The following is a 13937-nucleotide window of genomic DNA, read 5'->3' on the forward strand; positions in this document are numbered from 1 at the left end:
GGCCACCATCGGCAGAAATTCGACTGCGGCGAGACCCCTTTGTTCGAATGCACAACCGAGGGGCGCCGGGCTGATCGTTCGGGTTTCGGGCCGGGTGTCGCGGGTAGCGCGAGGGCAGAACCCGTTGGCACACGACAGATGGGAGCACTGCGATGACACAGAGCGAAACGGGACATGCCACCGGAACCCTCGACAAGGACTACAACCTGATCTGGTTCACCGAGGCGTGCCTGAGCAATGCCCTGCGGATGGAGAACTACTGCGCCGACGCCGAGCGCAGCGGTGACACCGAGCTCGCCGACTTCTTCCGCCGCGCCCAGGCGGAGAGCCGCAAGGGCGCCGAACAGGGTAAGGACCTGTTGCGCGAGCGTCTTTCGCGCTAACTCGCCTGGGCGATCGTCGCCGCCCGGCGGCCGTAGCGGGCGCGCGCCGCGGCCGGAGTGAGCGTCTCGGCCACGGCGGGCGGCTCCATCTTCAGATGCTGCTCGAGGATCTGCCCCGCCAGCGGAGCGATCAGCGGGGCACCCTTGATGAGGCCGAATGAGCCGAACAGAGTCGCCAGCCAGACGATGACGCGGGCCGGCAACGTCACGGCGAGATCCACGATGCCCGGCCGGTCGTAGCGGCCCAGTCGGCGCATCCACCGCGGCGTGATCGCGGCCGAGGCCAGCGACAGCAGGCGGCTGCCGAAATAGTAGGACCATCCCGCGCCGTTGCCCCGCGGTGTCCACAGCAGATGGTGCATGCCCTCCTCCGCCCGTTCGGAGGTGCACAGTCGCGGGCGCACCCGTTCGAAGTACTCCCGGAGTGCGGCGCGGGAGCGGGGCACGTCCTCGGAGCGACAGGTCTGCAGTTCGGCCGCGATCGCGCACTCCTCCCAGTAGCGCGCCTCTTCCTCCGGGCTCAGTCCGGGCCCGAACTTCTCGTAGGCCTTGAACACCGAATGCCAGCCGGTGAGATGAATCCACAGCTGGGTCTCGGGACTGTTCGCGCTGTAGCGCTGTTTGCTGATCGGCTCGATGCCGGTCATCTTCGCGTGCACCTGCCGCAGATGTTCCGACGCCTGAATCGCGGTCCGGCCGTCACCGACCGCCACGATCAGGAAGTAGGCGAAGGTGTTGTCGAGCCGGCTGCGCGGATCGGTGTACATGCCGCGCGCGTCGGCGACCGCCGCGGTGAGGAACGGATCGAAGTGTTCGAGCACCACCGCGCGCTGGAAACCGATCACCGCGGCCGGTGAGGTCCAGACCTTCCAGCTCGGCGAGCCGGGCCCGAAGAACCCGTAGTCGTCCCGGCGAAGGGTGGTCGGATCGAAGCCCATGGCTGCTCCTTCGTGCGCTGACCCGCCCTGGCGGCGAATACAACGCCACCGTAGCAATTGCGCCCAGCGAATACAACGTGTGCGTAATATTCTATTTCGGGACGGTTGACCCCCTCCGACGGCCCGAGCTGACACTATGGACCGGGTGGAGGTGAGACGGCTGTGACCAAACCGCGCCCGGCGACCGAGCGACCCCGCCGCCGTTACGCGCCCCGCCTGCCTCCGGAACAACGCCGCGAACAGGTGCTTGACGCCGCGCTGGCGGTGCTCGGCCGGGTCGAGTTGCACGAACTGAGCATGGAGGCCGTCGCCCAGGCGGCGGGCGTGGGAAAGCCCGTGCTGTACACGGTGTTCAACACGCGCGCCGAACTGGTGTCGGCACTGCTCGAACGCGAGCGTGAGCGCGGGCTGGAACAGGTCGCCGACACGCTGCCCGCCGACCTGGTCGGCGCGGACCCCGTGGTCGCCGCCTCGGCCGCGGTCGAGACGTTCGTCGGTGTGGTGCTGGAGAATCCGACTCGCTGGCGCCTGATCCTGACGAGTCCGGGGAGCGCGCCCGACGAGTATCGGGCGGCGCTGCGCAGTTCCCGGACCGGCATCTTCGCCCAGGCCGAGGCGTTGGTGCGGATGGGCGCGACCCTCGACCCGCGCTGGGCGGACGTGGATTCCGCGCTGCTGGTCAACGCGCTGCTGACCGTCGCCGAAATGCTCGGCCGCCTGGCGGTTTCCGAGCCCGACGAATACCCCAGGCAGCGGCTGGAGGACTTCGTCCGGTCCATCGTCGGCCTGCTACTGCGCCCGGATTCCTGAACCACCACACCGCTGCCAGCGGGAATCGGACGATGAAACCGCTTGCCGGGCACGGCATAATCGGTCTGGTGCAGCCGCTTTCGACATCTCGCCTCACCCATCTCCGCCGGCCGACAGCTGTGCGGCGGTCGGAGGCGCGGCATGCGGCGCCCGCGGCGGTCCGCAGCCATCGCTGACATGCGGAGCGTGCGCGCCGCGGTGGCGATGATCGGGGTCTGCCTGCTGACAGCGCTGCTCGGCGGACCGGTGGCCCACGCCGACGGCGCCGCGACCGGAGCCGATCTCGCCGTCGCGCAATCTCTGGGCGATCGAGAGTTGACGGTGATCGTGCGGCGGGCGCAGCCGGTTCCCGGCCCGCTGCGGGTCGACATCATCACCCATACCGGTACTGCCCCGGGCACTCTCGCGCTCGGTGCCCTTCCCGTCGACCGCGCGGGCCCCGGCTCGTCCACCACCGTCGACCTGGGTGAGCGCGCCGGTCCGTATCCGGCGACGCTGCGCGTGGACCACGCGGGACCGTGGGAGCTGAGCGTCGGCGACGGCGTGCGCACCGCGCGGATTCCGTTCGTGGTCGCGGCGCAGGTCGTGACGCCGTGGGAGCGCGCGGCGTACGGCGGCTTCTTCGCGGCGGGCGCGCTGCTGCTGGTCTCCATCGGTACAGCCCTGGTGTCCGAGCGCGGATGGATCACGCTGCTGCCCGCCGGTGCGACGGTGGCCGCACTGACCGTCGGCATCACGGGCGCCGTGCTCTCCTCGGGCGCCCCGCCGCCGCGCCCCACGGGCAGCCTGCTGGATCCGACGTCGGCCACCGTCGGTGATCCGTATCCCGAGCGAGCTCTGCCGATGACGACGAATTACTCACGGCCGCCGGTCAATCTGACGCCGAGTGTCCGGGGCGAGGCGGTCGCGGGACGGCCCGTGGATCTCGTCCTGTCGCTGACCGATGGCGCCACGGGCCGTCCGGTCGACGATCTGCTGGTCGCGGACGACGCATTGGTGCACCTCATGGTGGTGGGCCCGCCCGACCGGCTCTGGCATCGGCACCCGATCCGCACCGCGCCCGGCGTTTTCGAGGTCCGGCTCACGCTTCCGGAACCCGGCGACTACGCGGTCGCCGCCGAACTCTCCCGCCGCGGCGGCGGAGTTCAGTTGCTGCGCTCGGCAATCCGTGTCTCCGCCGCGGCCGCACCGGGAACCACCGCCGTCGCACAGCCCACAGGCGAGCAACCGACCCGCAGTCCCGGGCCGTCCGAGCGCACCCACGAACCCGCCCGAAACGTCTCGACCGCAACCGATCTCGTCGCGGGCGTCCCTGGCATCCTCACCGCCCGCTTCGGCGGGCCCGCGAATCTCCAACTCTGGCTGGGCATGCTCGGCCACCTCATCGCCGTGGGCCCGCTGCCCGACGGCGTCCCGGCGGGCACCGCCGCCACCACCGCACCGATCTGGGCACACGCGCACGCCATGGCGTCGATGCCCGCCCCGGGCGCCCAGCCGCCGGACGAGACCGTCGCCGCCTACGGCCCCGACATCTCCTTCACCTACACCTTCCCCCTGCCCGGCCGATACCTGGTCTGGGCCCAAGCCGAACGCGGCTACTCCGTACTGACCGCGCCCGCCGTGGTCGACGTGAAAGCCGGTGCACCGCAATGACAATCGATTACGCCCGCCGACCGGGCAGCGAGCGCCGGGCGGAGGTACGCCGGTGAACAGACGAGCGATCCTCCTCGCCGCGGCTCTACTGGCCGTGACCGCGGGCGTCGCCGCCTGGCTGCTGTGGCCGAGAAGCGAGAACACATCGCAGCGCATCCCCGCCGGGCCCTACCTGATCCGGCTGGCGAGTGCGTTGCATCCCGGAGCCAACGCGGTGGAATTCGACATCACCGATCGGGAGTCCGCGCCCGCCCAACCGAGCCGGGTTACCGTGGCGCCCGCCATGCCGCAGATGGGTCATGCCGTGCCACCCGTCGCGGCGGCGGCGACCGGGCCGGGCCGCTATCGCGCCGAGTTGGAGCTGCCGATGTCCGGACAGTGGGAGATCACCGTCGAGCTGTCCGGTCCGGCCGGGGCGGGCACCGCCACCTTCTCCGTCAGCGCCACCTGAATTCGAGTCGTAGCGACAATGGAAATCGAGAAAACTGGAGCAGCCCAATGGATCTGACCGTCTCCGCAGCGGGGGTGAGCGCGCCGGTCACCGCCCGCGGCACCGGCATCCGGCCGTGGCTGCCCGCGTCCGTCCTGTTCTTCGCCACCATGACCTGGGCGGTAGGCGCCACCTGGGACATCCAGTGGCACGCCGACGTGGGCCCGGACACCTTCTTCACCCTGCCGCACCTGTTCATCTACGCCAGCGCCGCCATCGCCGGATTCACCGGTCTCGCTGTCATTCTCGCCACTACCGCGGCCGGGCGGGCTGGGCGCCCGGTGGTGTCGGAACTCGGCGGGGCGGGCATCGGCGTATTCGGCCGCACCTTCACCGCGCCGCTCGGCTATCTCGTGACCTGCCTCGGCGCGGCGTCGTTCCTGCTGTACGGGCTGTGGGACCTGTGGTGGCATTCGCTCTACGGCTTCGACGCGGTGATCGACTCGCCACCGCACATCGGGCTCTTCCTGTCCAGCACCGTGACCTCGGTGGGCACGGTGATCGTGTTCGCGGCCGCCCGTGCGCACCGGTGGGGACGGCTCGGCACGCTCGCGAGCCTCGGGCACCTGGTGGTGTCCAGTGTGATCACCGCGCTGGCCGTGCAGCAGCTGTCCACCGGAACCGTGCGGTGGACCACGGCCGTCACCGCCTTCATCGTCGTGCTCCTGCTGACGACCGGCGCTGGATTCGACCGCTGGGGCGCGACCGTGGCAGCCGCCGCCGCGGCGCTGCTGCAGGGCCTGTTCTGGTGGTTCGCGCCGTGGGCGGCGCAGACCTACGCCGACTTCGTGGATCTGCCCATGCGCGAGAATATTCGGATCATTCCCTCCACGCCGTCGCTGGTTCCGCTGTGCCTGCTGCCGGTGGGCGTCGGCATCGATCTGCTGCTGCGCGACGCCGGACGAGCCGGGTCGGTGCTTCCCGGCCTGGCCGGCGGGCTCGGCGGGCTGGTCATCGCGGTCTGCGCGCCCTGGCAGACCGTCCTCATCCGCGACGCCCGGCTGCCCGCCGTGACCGTCATCGTCGCCACCGCGATCGCCGGTGGCGTGCTCGGTGCCCTCGGCGGCTTCCTCGGCCGGCGATTCGGCGTCATGCTGCGGCTCGCCGCCGCGGAAGGAGACCGCGCGTGATCACCCGACTGCGCTCGGCCGCGGCCGTCCTGCTGCTCGCCGTGGGCCTGGCCACCGTTCCCGCCGGTAGCGCGGGCGCGTACGAACCGGTCGACATCGTGCACACCGAACACGTGCAGGCCGGGCCGTACGGGATCACGGTCGGGTTCAGCACCTGGCCGCTGCGCGCGATGCAATCGCTGGACTTCACCTTCATCCCCGACGGCGGCATCGAGAACAAATCCGGCACGCTCAGCGTCGTCAGGCCGGACGGCCGCGCCTTCCGCCCCGACCCGCTGTCCCGGCATCCCCGCAAGCGCGATGTCTGGGGGCTGGACGTCCAATCCCTCGACCGCGAGGGCGATTGGACCTTCCGCTTCGAGATCGACGGCCCGCAGGGGCACGGCGCCGGGGAACTGCGTGACCTGGCCGTCCTGCGCCAGCCGGGCCCACCCCTCGGACTGAGCTGGGCGCTGAGTACGCTCCCCCTGCTCGGACTGGTGATCTTCCTGGCCTACGTCTGGCGCCGCACCCGCCGCCACGACCGCGAACCGGCGTCGGTCGCCTAGGGACGAGTACGCTGGCTGCGGAGTTCTCGTCCTGATCCGGTATGCCTCGACCACACGCACGTTGAGGAGAAGACGATGACCATCGAGATCCGGAAGGTGACCGTACTCGGCACCGGTGTGCTCGGCTCCCAGATCGCGTTCCAGACGGCCTTCAGCGGGTTCGTCGTCACCGCCTACGACATCGGCGACGACGCCCTGGCCGCCGCGCGCGAGCGGTTCGCCAAGCTGGTGGCGACCTACGGGCAGGAGGTACCCGGGGCCGCCGGCGGCAAGGCCGAGCGCACCGCGGCGGCCATCACCCTGACCGCCGACCTCCCGGCGGCGGTCCGGGAGGCCGACCTGGTGATCGAGGCGGTGCCCGAGGTGCTGTCCATCAAGCAGGACACGTACCGCAAGATCGGCGAATCCGCCCCGGAACGAACGATTTTCGCCACCAATTCCTCCACCCTGCTACCCAGCGACATGAAGGATTTCACCGGCCGCCCGGACCGGTTCCTGGCGCTGCATTTCGCGAATCAGGTATGGAAATTCAATACCGCGGAGGTCATGGGCACCGCCGATACCGATCCGGCCGTATACCGGGCGGTGGTCGAATTCGCCGATGCGATCGGGATGGTGCCGATCGAATTGCACCGGGAGAAGGCGGGTTACGTACTCAACTCGTTGCTGGTGCCGTTCCTCAACTCCGGAATCGCCCTCGCCGCAGGCGGTTACGCCGAACCGGAAGCCGTCGACAAGACCTGGCGGATCGCGACGGGCGCGCCGATGGGCCCGTTCCAGATTCTCGACGTCGTCGGGCTCACCACTCCCTACAACATCCTCGTCAACGGCGACGAGGGCGCGCAGCGGCTGGCCTCGTGGCTGAAATCGGAGTACATCGACAAGGGCAAGCTGGGCGTGGCCACCGGCGAGGGCTTCTACAAGTACCCCGGTTAGCGGCCCGCGGCGATAGGCGAAACTGGTGGGATGCCGACCGACGACCGCCCCGGGCCACCCGCGACCAGCGCCTCCATCCTCATACTGACGCTGGCCAAACGGGTCGAGAGCGAACTCGGCGCCGCGCTCGCGCCGCTGGATCTCACCATCGCCCGGCTCGGACTGCTCGGCCACATCGCCGGGGTGCCCGGCGCCTCGTTCAGCGATCTCGCGCGCATGTCGGGCATCAGCGTGCAGAGCGTGCACACCGCGGTGAAGGGCCTGGCCGGCGCGGGCCTGGTGCGTGACCGCACGGCCCGCGCCGGATCGGCGTCGACGATCGAGCTCACCGCCGCGGGCGCCCGGCTGCTGCGGGCCGCCGAGCAGGTCGTCACGGAGGTGGACGAGCGGTTGTTCGGCGCGCAGGCGGAGCCGAGGCAGCGCCGGACCGGGCAGGCCATGGTCGCCGCCTTCTTCGGAACGGCTCCCGGCACAACCTGATCCACCGGTCAGGCGGTGCGCTCGCGGACCAGCGCCCGCTCGGCGAAACGCTCGGCGAGGAACTGGAAAGCCTTGGGGGCGAAGGAGAACGCGCCGCCGATATGCTCCCGCGCCATGGTCACGAAGGTGGCGTCGACGCCGAGGCCGCGCCAGTCCCGGTACAGCGCGGTCATCTGCTCGAACGGGATGACCTGTTCCTTGGTGCCGCCGGCGAGCAGCACGGGGGCCGCGGGCGGCATCGCGCCCAGCCGGTTCTCCCGCAGCCGCGCCAGCACCTCGGGCACCTCCAGCGGGTGGCGGCGCACGTAGCGGGCCGAGCGGGTCGGCAGCACCATGCTGCCCGCGATACCCAGCGCCGCGCCCGGCAGCACGTGCGTGCGGCGCAGGGCCGCGGCCAGCGCCCGCCCGGCCGGGTTCAGCAGGGACAGCACGTTCAGTTCCGGGTAGGCGGCGTCGATGCCGAGCAGGGCGTAGAACAGCAAGAAGGCGTAGCGGCCGCCGTCGTGGTGCTCGAACATCCCCTCCAGATCGGCCGGCGCGGAACCGACCGCGCCGCCGTCCAGCGTCAGCTCCGGTGCGTAGCCGGGCTGCAGCTGCAGCGCCCAGCCCGCGGCGCAGCCGCCCTCGGAATAGCCGTAGATCCCCAGCGGCCCATCGGGTTCCAGGCCCGCCTCGGCCACTTGCCGTGCGGCGCGGATGCTGTCGAGCACGGCGGGACCCAGCGCGCGGCCCATCACGTAGGGATGCGAACCCGGATTACCCAGCCCGGGATAGTCCGAGATCACCACCGCCCAGCCCCGGCGCAACGCCTGGGCCAGGAACAACGACTCGTACTCCAGCCCGCGCCGCAGCTGCCACGACGCCGCGGAGATGTCGGCGAGGCCCTGGGTGCCCACGGCGTAGCCGATCAGCGGGCGCGGGCCGTCGCGGTAGGGCGCGGACGGCACCAGCACGGTGCCGGTGACCTCGGTCGGCTCGCCCTGCGCGGTGGTGGTGAGATAGCGGATCCACCAGGCTCGGGCCGGAAGACGAAGTCCCGGAACAAGATACGCGCGGACCGGCCGGGCCTGCAGCAGCAGGCCGGGCCGGCCCTCGCCGACCGTCGCGATCGGCCCCGTAACGGCATGTGCGGTCACCATTGACCCGCCTTTCGACTGTTCACGATCATGATGGCACAGTGCCAACAAGAAGACGAGACACCGATCGGCATACCGTCTCGCACGATCGGATCACGGGCCCGCATCCGGCCGCGAGAATGCGCTGTAATCAACGACATTCACATCGATGAATTCCCCTTGCCTATACCCAATTATCGCGCCGCGAAACCCCGGCACGACATGTTTCCGCCGAATACGGCCGCGTACGAATCGGAGCGGCCACCGCTGCGCCGCCGGAGCGAACGCTGTACGGTTGCTCGAGCCGGTAATGGGCGTTGCCGCGAGCTCGCGCCCATACTTTGTGAAAGGACTCGGACCGATGTCGACAGACACCGATAAACCGATTCTCGAGCGACGTCCCGAACGCGGCTTGGATCGAGTGGTTTTCGGCATTACCGCGATCGGCTCATTGGCCTTCGTCGCCTGGGGCATCCTCGATCAGGCGAGCCTCGGCTCCGCCGCCTCGGACGCGCAGTCGTGGGTCATCACCAATACCGGTTGGCTGTTCGTCCTGATCGCGTCGGCCTTCGTCGTGTACGTCGTCTGGCTCGCCGCCAGCCGCTACGGGAAGATCCCGCTGGGCGAGGACGACGAGCAGCCGGAATTCAAGACCGTGTCCTGGATCGCGATGATGTTCAGCGCGGGTATGGGCATCGGCCTGATGTTCTGGGGTGTCGCCGAACCGCTGACCCACTTCGTGAAGCCGCCGCCGGGCACGGCCCAGGCCGAGTCCGACGCCGCGGCCGAGGTGGCGATGGCGCAGACGCTGTTCCACTGGACGCTGCACCCGTGGGCCATCTACGCCGTCGCGGGCCTGGCCATCGCCTACGGCACCTTCCGCAAGGGCCGCTCGCAGCTGATCTCCGCGGTGTTCCGCCCGATTCTCGGCCGGCATTCCAAGGGCCCGGCCGGCCGGGTCATCGACATGATGGCGATCTTCGCGACGCTGTTCGGCTCGGCCGCCTCGCTGGGTCTGGGCGCCTTGCAGATCGGCGCGGGCATGGAGTTCAACGGCTGGGTCGATTCCATCGGCAAGGTCGGACTGGTGCTCGTCATCACCGTCCTGACCATCGCGTTCATCGCGTCGGCGGTGTCGGGCATCGACCGCGGCATCCAGTGGCTGTCGAATATCAACATGGTGCTGGCGCTGATCATCGCGCTGTTCGTGTTCGTGCTCGGCCCCACGCTGTTCATGCTCAACCTGCTGCCGACCACGTTCGGCGACTACATCGCCCGGCTGCCGGAGATGGCCTCGCGCACCGCGGCCAGCGGCGGCGACACCGAGAAGGCGTGGCTGTCGACCTGGACCATCTTCTACTGGGCGTGGTGGATCTCGTGGACGCCGTTCGTCGGCATGTTCATCGCCCGCATCAGCCGCGGGCGCACCATCCGGCAGTTCGTGACCGGCGTGCTGCTGGTGCCCAGCCTGGTGAGCCTGGTGTGGTTCGTCATCTTCGGCGGCGCGGCCATCTCCCAGCAGCGCGAGACGCACGACCTGACCGAGGCGAACGGGTCGGTGGACTCGAACTTCGCGCTGTTCCACCTGCTGGAGCACTATCCGATCGCCTCGGCGACCGCGGCGCTGGTGATGGTGCTGGTCGCGATCTTCTTCGTGTCCGGCGCCGACGCCGCCTCGATCGTGATGGGCACGCTGTCGGAACGCGGCAGCCTGGAACCGTCGCGGGTGACGGTGACGTTCTGGGGCGCCGCGACCGGCGCGGTCGCAGCGATCATGCTGGTCATCGCCGACGCCTCGAAGTTGGACGGCGCACTGAACGGGCTGCAGGCGTTGACGACGGTGGTCTCGCTGCCGTTCGCCGTCGTGATGGGCCTGATGTGCGTGGCGCTGTACAAGGATGTGCGCTCGGACCCCATCATCCTGCGCGAACAGCACGGCGCCCTGCTGATCGAGAACGCCGTGCTCGCCGGCACCGAACAGCACGAGGCCGAATTCGGCCTGGTCACCGAGCCGGTGGTGGTGACGCCGGTGGCGGACGAGCCGCCGGAGACCGGAGAATCCGCCTAGCCGGGTGGCCTACCGCTTGCGGCCGACACCGCCCATGATGCAGTGCCGCGGCGGCGACAGCGGCTCCAAGCGGGGGCCGTCCGGCCACCACTCGTCGCACAGCACCAGGCCCGGCTCGATCATCTCCAGATCGCCGAAGAACGCCCGGATCTCCCCCGGCGTGCGGAAGCGCCCACTGCCGAGCGGGCTGTGCACGAATTTGTCCTCCATCCGCTTGGCCAGTTCGCCGTGTTCGGGTGTCTCCGGATTGCAGAAATGGGCAATGGCGACAAAGGAACCGGACGGCAGGGCGTCGATGTAGGTCTGCATCAGCGCGGCGCCGTCGTCCGCCAGATAGTGGTGCAGCGTGCCGATCTGGAACAGCGCCACCGGGCGGTCGAAATCCAGTTCGCTGCGGACCACCCGGTTCCCGAGCACCTCCAGCGGGCGGAAGATGTCGGCGCCCACGACGCTGGTGTCCGGATTGCCGTCCAGTAGCGCCCGCGCGTGCGTCAGCACCATCGGATCGTTGTCCACGTAGACCACGCGGGCCGTGGGCAGCACCCGCTGCACCGCCTGGTGGGTGTTCTCCGCCGTCGGCAGACCCGAACCCAGATCCAGGTACTGATCGATGCCCGCGTGCCCGGACAGGAAACGGCAGACGCGGATGAGGAAATCCCGGTTGGCCCAAGCCAAATCGTTGACCTGCGGGGCCACCGTGCGGACCTGCGCGAGCACCTCGCGGTCCACCTCGAAGTTGTCCTTGCCGTTGAGCGCGGCGTCGTAGACGCGCGCGGCGCTGGCTCTGCTGGTGTCGACACCGACCGGCACGACGCTGGGGTAGGCGGAAGGCTGGGACATCGCAAACTCCCCTGACGTGGTCGGTCCGGTCACCGACACCGAGTTTCTCGCATTCGCGCGTATTTCGGATCGGTACCGCACTTTTCGGGTGATGCCACTCGCGGAGGCACCGAGCCGGAGCGGGCGAGTTACATGCTACGGCAGGTACCGTGGCGCGCATGTCGGAGACCTTCGTACAGCGGGCCGAACGCATCGTGGACGCGGTGCTGCGAGTGGATCCGGCGACGGCGGCGTTCGCGGGCGACCACCGGGTCGACGACCGGCTGCCGGACTGGGCACCGGAGGCGGTGCGGGCGCAGACGGCGATGCTGCGGGACGCGTCGCACGCGTTGGCCGAGGTTGACGAGCTGGAGCTGCCGCCGGAGGACCGCGTCGACCACGCGCTGCTGCACCAGGATGTCGACAGTCGGCTGTTCGCGCTCACCGAGTCGCGCGAACACGAATGGAACCCGTTGCGGCACAACCCCGGCCCGCTGCTGCACGCACTGCTGGCGCGCCCGTTCGCACCGGCCCCGGAGCGCCTGGAACTGCTCGCCGCCCGCCTGGCCGCGCTGCCCGACGCGCTCGCCACCGCGCGCGGCGTGCTGCGTGAATGCCCGCGTATCCACGTCGAGACCGCCATCGGACAGTTCGGCGGCGTCGCCGCGCTGATCCGCGAGCAGGCGCCCCGACTGGCCGCGCAGGCGCCCGGCGCGGACATCGGCGCGGAGAGCGCGGCGGCGATCGCGGCACTCGAGGAATTCACCGGATGGCTGGCCGACCAGCGCGATCGTTCCACCCGCGACCCCCGGCTGGGCCGGCGGTTGTGGGAGGCGAAGCTGTGGCACACCCTCGACACCGAACTGAGCGCCGCCGAACTGCTCGACCGCGCCCGGCGCCACCTGGACCTGGTCACCGCCGAAATACGCGACGCCGCAGGTGAATTGCTCGGCATCGCCGCACCGGACGACGACACCGTTCGCGCGGCGCTGGCCCGGCTCGCGGCCGAACACCCGGACGACAGCACGGTTGTCGAGGTCGCGCTGGCCGCGCTGGCCGAGGCCGAATCCTTCGTCACCGCACACGATCTGGTGACGACGGTGGACGACACCCTGGTCGTACAGGAGATGCCGGAATTCGCCCGGGGCGTGGCCGTCGCCTACTGCGATCCGGTCGGCCCGCTCGAAACCAGCGATCTGCCAACCTTTTTCGCGATCGCCCCCGCACCGCCCGACTGGCCGGCGGAGCGTGTCACCTCGTTCTACCGCGAATACAACAACCACATGCTGCGCAACCTCACCGTGCACGAGGCCGTGCCGGGACACTTCGTGCAGCTGGCCCACGCCCGCCGGTTCCGCAGCGCGACCGCGGTGCGGGCGATGTGTGCCAGCGGCACCTTCATCGAGGGTTGGGCCGTGTACGCCGAGCGACTGATGTCCGAGCGCGGCTTCGGCGGCGTGCCGGTGCGGCTGCAGCGGCTGAAGTCGCTGCTGCGCACGACCATCAACGCCATCCTCGATCAAGGGGTGCACTGCGACGGCCTGGACGAGGCCGAGGCGATGGACCTGATGGTCCGCCGCGGCTTCCAGGAGGAGGGCGAGGCGGCCGGCAAGTGGCGGCGCGCCCAGCTCAGTTCCACGCAGCTGTCGACCTACTTCGTCGGCTACACCGAGATGTCCGCCATCGCCGCCGCCCGGCCCGCCGCGGTGTCGGTGCGCGGCTGGCACGATGCCATGCTCGCGCACGGTTCTCCGTCGCCCCGCCACCTACGGACGCTGCTCGGCATGACCGAGCCCTGATCCGAACCACGGACACGCCGGGCCACCTCGCCGCCCGGATCGCTAACTAATGGTTTGCTCGTTTCGCACCACCAGCTTTTCGCCGATTCGCAGGTTGACGCGAAAGGAGCGTGCTCGCGATGCCGCAACCGAGATCGCGCACGATGCGCTGGGTCGGACGGATCGCCGTCGCCGCGTTGCTGACCGGTGCACTGACGGTGTGCGCCGCCGTTGCCGCAGCCGACGACGGAATCTCCCTCTCGCCCCGCGCACCGGCCTGTGCCGCCGTCGGCGATCCACACGCCCCGGTGCCCGCGGCCGAGGTGGCGGAAAGTATCGCCGCCGCGGCCGCACGGCCCGCCACCACGGCCGCCGGCGCGCCCGGTCCGGACATCTGCGCCGGACGCACCCCGGCGGGATCGTCGGTCACCGACCTGATCGGCATGGGTCTGGGCGTGGTGCTCCCGGCCTTCCGCCTCGCCCCGAAGACCATGGCCCGCTTCATCGTCCCGCCGCACCAGTTCCCGGCGTTCGACAACATCATCACGAGGGAGAGCGGCTGGAACACCTTCGCGATCAACCCGGAGTCGGGCGCCTACGGCCTGGGTCAGGCGCTGCCGGCGCACAAGATGAGCACCCACGGCCCGGACTGGTGCTGCAATCCGGTCACCCAGATCCGCTGGACCTACGACTACATGAATCAGCGCTACGGCGGACCGGACGGCGCGTGGGCGTTCTGGCAGTCCCACGGCTGGTACTGAGGACCGGTACCGGTTCCGGGTAGGCTGG

Annotated in this window: 14 protein-coding genes; 11 read left to right on the forward strand and 3 right to left on the reverse strand. The window is 70.0% G+C overall.

The window, feature by feature from the left end:
• Positions 1–152 precede the first annotated feature (152 nt).
• Complete coding sequence (locus NWFMUON74_RS28665) at positions 153–383, forward strand: hypothetical protein (RefSeq protein WP_187684853.1); 231 nt, start codon at positions 153–155, stop codon at positions 381–383.
• On the opposite strand, the gene NWFMUON74_RS28670 is transcribed toward NWFMUON74_RS28665, so the two are convergent.
• Positions 380–1321, reverse strand: a complete 942-nt coding sequence (locus NWFMUON74_RS28670) for an oxygenase MpaB family protein (protein WP_187684854.1) — start codon at positions 1319–1321, stop codon at positions 380–382. The two genes, NWFMUON74_RS28665 and NWFMUON74_RS28670, sit on opposite strands and share 4 nt — an antisense overlap.
• A 162-nt stretch (positions 1322–1483) precedes the next feature.
• Here NWFMUON74_RS28670 and NWFMUON74_RS28675 point away from each other — a divergent pair, with 162 nt between their 5' ends.
• The 7 genes from NWFMUON74_RS28675 to NWFMUON74_RS28705 all read left to right on the forward strand — a co-directional run bounded on the left by NWFMUON74_RS28675 (position 1484) and on the right by NWFMUON74_RS28705 (position 7368).
• A complete protein-coding gene (locus NWFMUON74_RS28675) occupies positions 1484–2131 on the forward strand; it encodes a TetR/AcrR family transcriptional regulator (RefSeq protein ID WP_187684855.1) in 648 nt (215 codons plus the stop codon).
• A 177-nt stretch (positions 2132–2308) separates the two neighbouring features.
• Positions 2309–3784, forward strand: a complete 1476-nt coding sequence (locus tag NWFMUON74_RS28680; protein ID WP_197986927.1) for a hypothetical protein — start codon at positions 2309–2311, stop codon at positions 3782–3784.
• A gap of 52 nt (positions 3785–3836) precedes the next feature.
• Positions 3837–4235: a FixH family protein gene (locus NWFMUON74_RS28685; protein ID WP_187684856.1), complete on the forward strand. Its 399-nt coding sequence runs from the start codon at positions 3837–3839 to the stop codon at positions 4233–4235.
• A 47-nt stretch (positions 4236–4282) separates the two neighbouring features.
• The gene (locus NWFMUON74_RS28690) at positions 4283–5404 is read left to right on the forward strand and encodes a hypothetical protein (RefSeq protein WP_187684857.1); all 1122 of its coding nucleotides are present in this window, start codon (positions 4283–4285) and stop codon (positions 5402–5404) included.
• Positions 5404–5952 carry a hypothetical protein gene (locus tag NWFMUON74_RS28695; protein ID WP_425300559.1) on the forward strand — a complete coding sequence of 183 codons (549 nt, stop codon included), beginning with the start codon at positions 5404–5406 and terminating at the stop codon, positions 5950–5952. Before NWFMUON74_RS28690 ends, NWFMUON74_RS28695 begins: the two co-directional genes overlap by 1 nt.
• A gap of 75 nt (positions 5953–6027) precedes the next feature.
• A complete protein-coding gene (locus NWFMUON74_RS28700; RefSeq protein ID WP_187684858.1) occupies positions 6028–6888 on the forward strand; it encodes a 3-hydroxyacyl-CoA dehydrogenase in 861 nt (286 codons plus the stop codon).
• A 30-nt stretch (positions 6889–6918) separates the two neighbouring features.
• Positions 6919–7368 carry a MarR family winged helix-turn-helix transcriptional regulator gene (locus NWFMUON74_RS28705; protein WP_187684859.1) on the forward strand — a complete coding sequence of 150 codons (450 nt, stop codon included), beginning with the start codon at positions 6919–6921 and terminating at the stop codon, positions 7366–7368.
• 8 nt (positions 7369–7376) lie between these two features.
• Here the strand turns inward: NWFMUON74_RS28705 and NWFMUON74_RS28710 are convergent, their stop codons facing one another.
• A complete protein-coding gene (locus NWFMUON74_RS28710) occupies positions 7377–8507 on the reverse strand; it encodes a lipase family protein (protein ID WP_187684860.1) in 1131 nt (376 codons plus the stop codon).
• A gap of 337 nt (positions 8508–8844) precedes the next feature.
• Between NWFMUON74_RS28710 and NWFMUON74_RS28715 the strand changes: the two genes are divergently transcribed.
• On the forward strand, positions 8845–10551 hold the full coding sequence (locus NWFMUON74_RS28715) for a BCCT family transporter (protein WP_187684861.1): 1707 nt from the start codon (positions 8845–8847) through the stop codon (positions 10549–10551).
• Positions 10552–10560: 9 nt separating this feature from the next.
• Here the strand turns inward: NWFMUON74_RS28715 and NWFMUON74_RS28720 are convergent, their stop codons facing one another.
• Positions 10561–11391 (reverse strand): SAM-dependent methyltransferase, encoded by an 831-nt coding sequence (locus NWFMUON74_RS28720; protein ID WP_187684862.1) that lies wholly within the window; start codon positions 11389–11391, stop codon positions 10561–10563.
• A 158-nt stretch (positions 11392–11549) separates the two neighbouring features.
• On the opposite strand from NWFMUON74_RS28720, the gene NWFMUON74_RS28725 reads away from it, so the two are divergent.
• The gene (locus tag NWFMUON74_RS28725; RefSeq protein ID WP_187684863.1) at positions 11550–13169 is read left to right on the forward strand and encodes a DUF885 domain-containing protein; all 1620 of its coding nucleotides are present in this window, start codon (positions 11550–11552) and stop codon (positions 13167–13169) included.
• A gap of 119 nt (positions 13170–13288) precedes the next feature.
• Complete coding sequence (locus tag NWFMUON74_RS36375; RefSeq protein ID WP_187684864.1) at positions 13289–13909, forward strand: aggregation-promoting factor C-terminal-like domain-containing protein; 621 nt, start codon at positions 13289–13291, stop codon at positions 13907–13909.
• The last annotated feature ends 28 nt before the right edge of the window (positions 13910–13937 follow it).

The sequence above is a fragment of the Nocardia wallacei genome (genome assembly GCF_014466955.1).
Lineage (GTDB): Bacteria > Actinomycetota > Actinomycetes > Mycobacteriales > Mycobacteriaceae > Nocardia > Nocardia wallacei.

Bases quoted from the DNA above. Each gene is read 5' to 3' on its own strand.
- NWFMUON74_RS28670 (WP_187684854.1), bottom strand. From the start codon at position 1,321: ATGGGCTTCGATCCGACCACCCTTCGCCGGGACGACTACGGGTTCTTC.
- NWFMUON74_RS28720 (WP_187684862.1), bottom strand. From the start codon at position 11,391: ATGTCCCAGCCTTCCGCCTACCCCAGCGTCGTGCCGGTCGGTGTCGAC.
- NWFMUON74_RS28705 (WP_187684859.1), top strand. From the start codon at position 6,919: ATGCCGACCGACGACCGCCCCGGGCCACCCGCGACCAGCGCCTCCATC.
- NWFMUON74_RS28690 (WP_187684857.1), top strand. From the start codon at position 4,283: ATGGATCTGACCGTCTCCGCAGCGGGGGTGAGCGCGCCGGTCACCGCC.
- NWFMUON74_RS28680 (WP_197986927.1), top strand. From the start codon at position 2,309: ATGCGGAGCGTGCGCGCCGCGGTGGCGATGATCGGGGTCTGCCTGCTG.
- NWFMUON74_RS28665 (WP_187684853.1), top strand. From the start codon at position 153: ATGACACAGAGCGAAACGGGACATGCCACCGGAACCCTCGACAAGGAC.
- NWFMUON74_RS36375 (WP_187684864.1), top strand. From the start codon at position 13,289: ATGCCGCAACCGAGATCGCGCACGATGCGCTGGGTCGGACGGATCGCC.
- NWFMUON74_RS28715 (WP_187684861.1), top strand. From the start codon at position 8,845: ATGTCGACAGACACCGATAAACCGATTCTCGAGCGACGTCCCGAACGC.
- NWFMUON74_RS28710 (WP_187684860.1), bottom strand. From the start codon at position 8,507: ATGGTGACCGCACATGCCGTTACGGGGCCGATCGCGACGGTCGGCGAG.
- NWFMUON74_RS28700 (WP_187684858.1), top strand. From the start codon at position 6,028: ATGACCATCGAGATCCGGAAGGTGACCGTACTCGGCACCGGTGTGCTC.
- NWFMUON74_RS28725 (WP_187684863.1), top strand. From the start codon at position 11,550: ATGTCGGAGACCTTCGTACAGCGGGCCGAACGCATCGTGGACGCGGTG.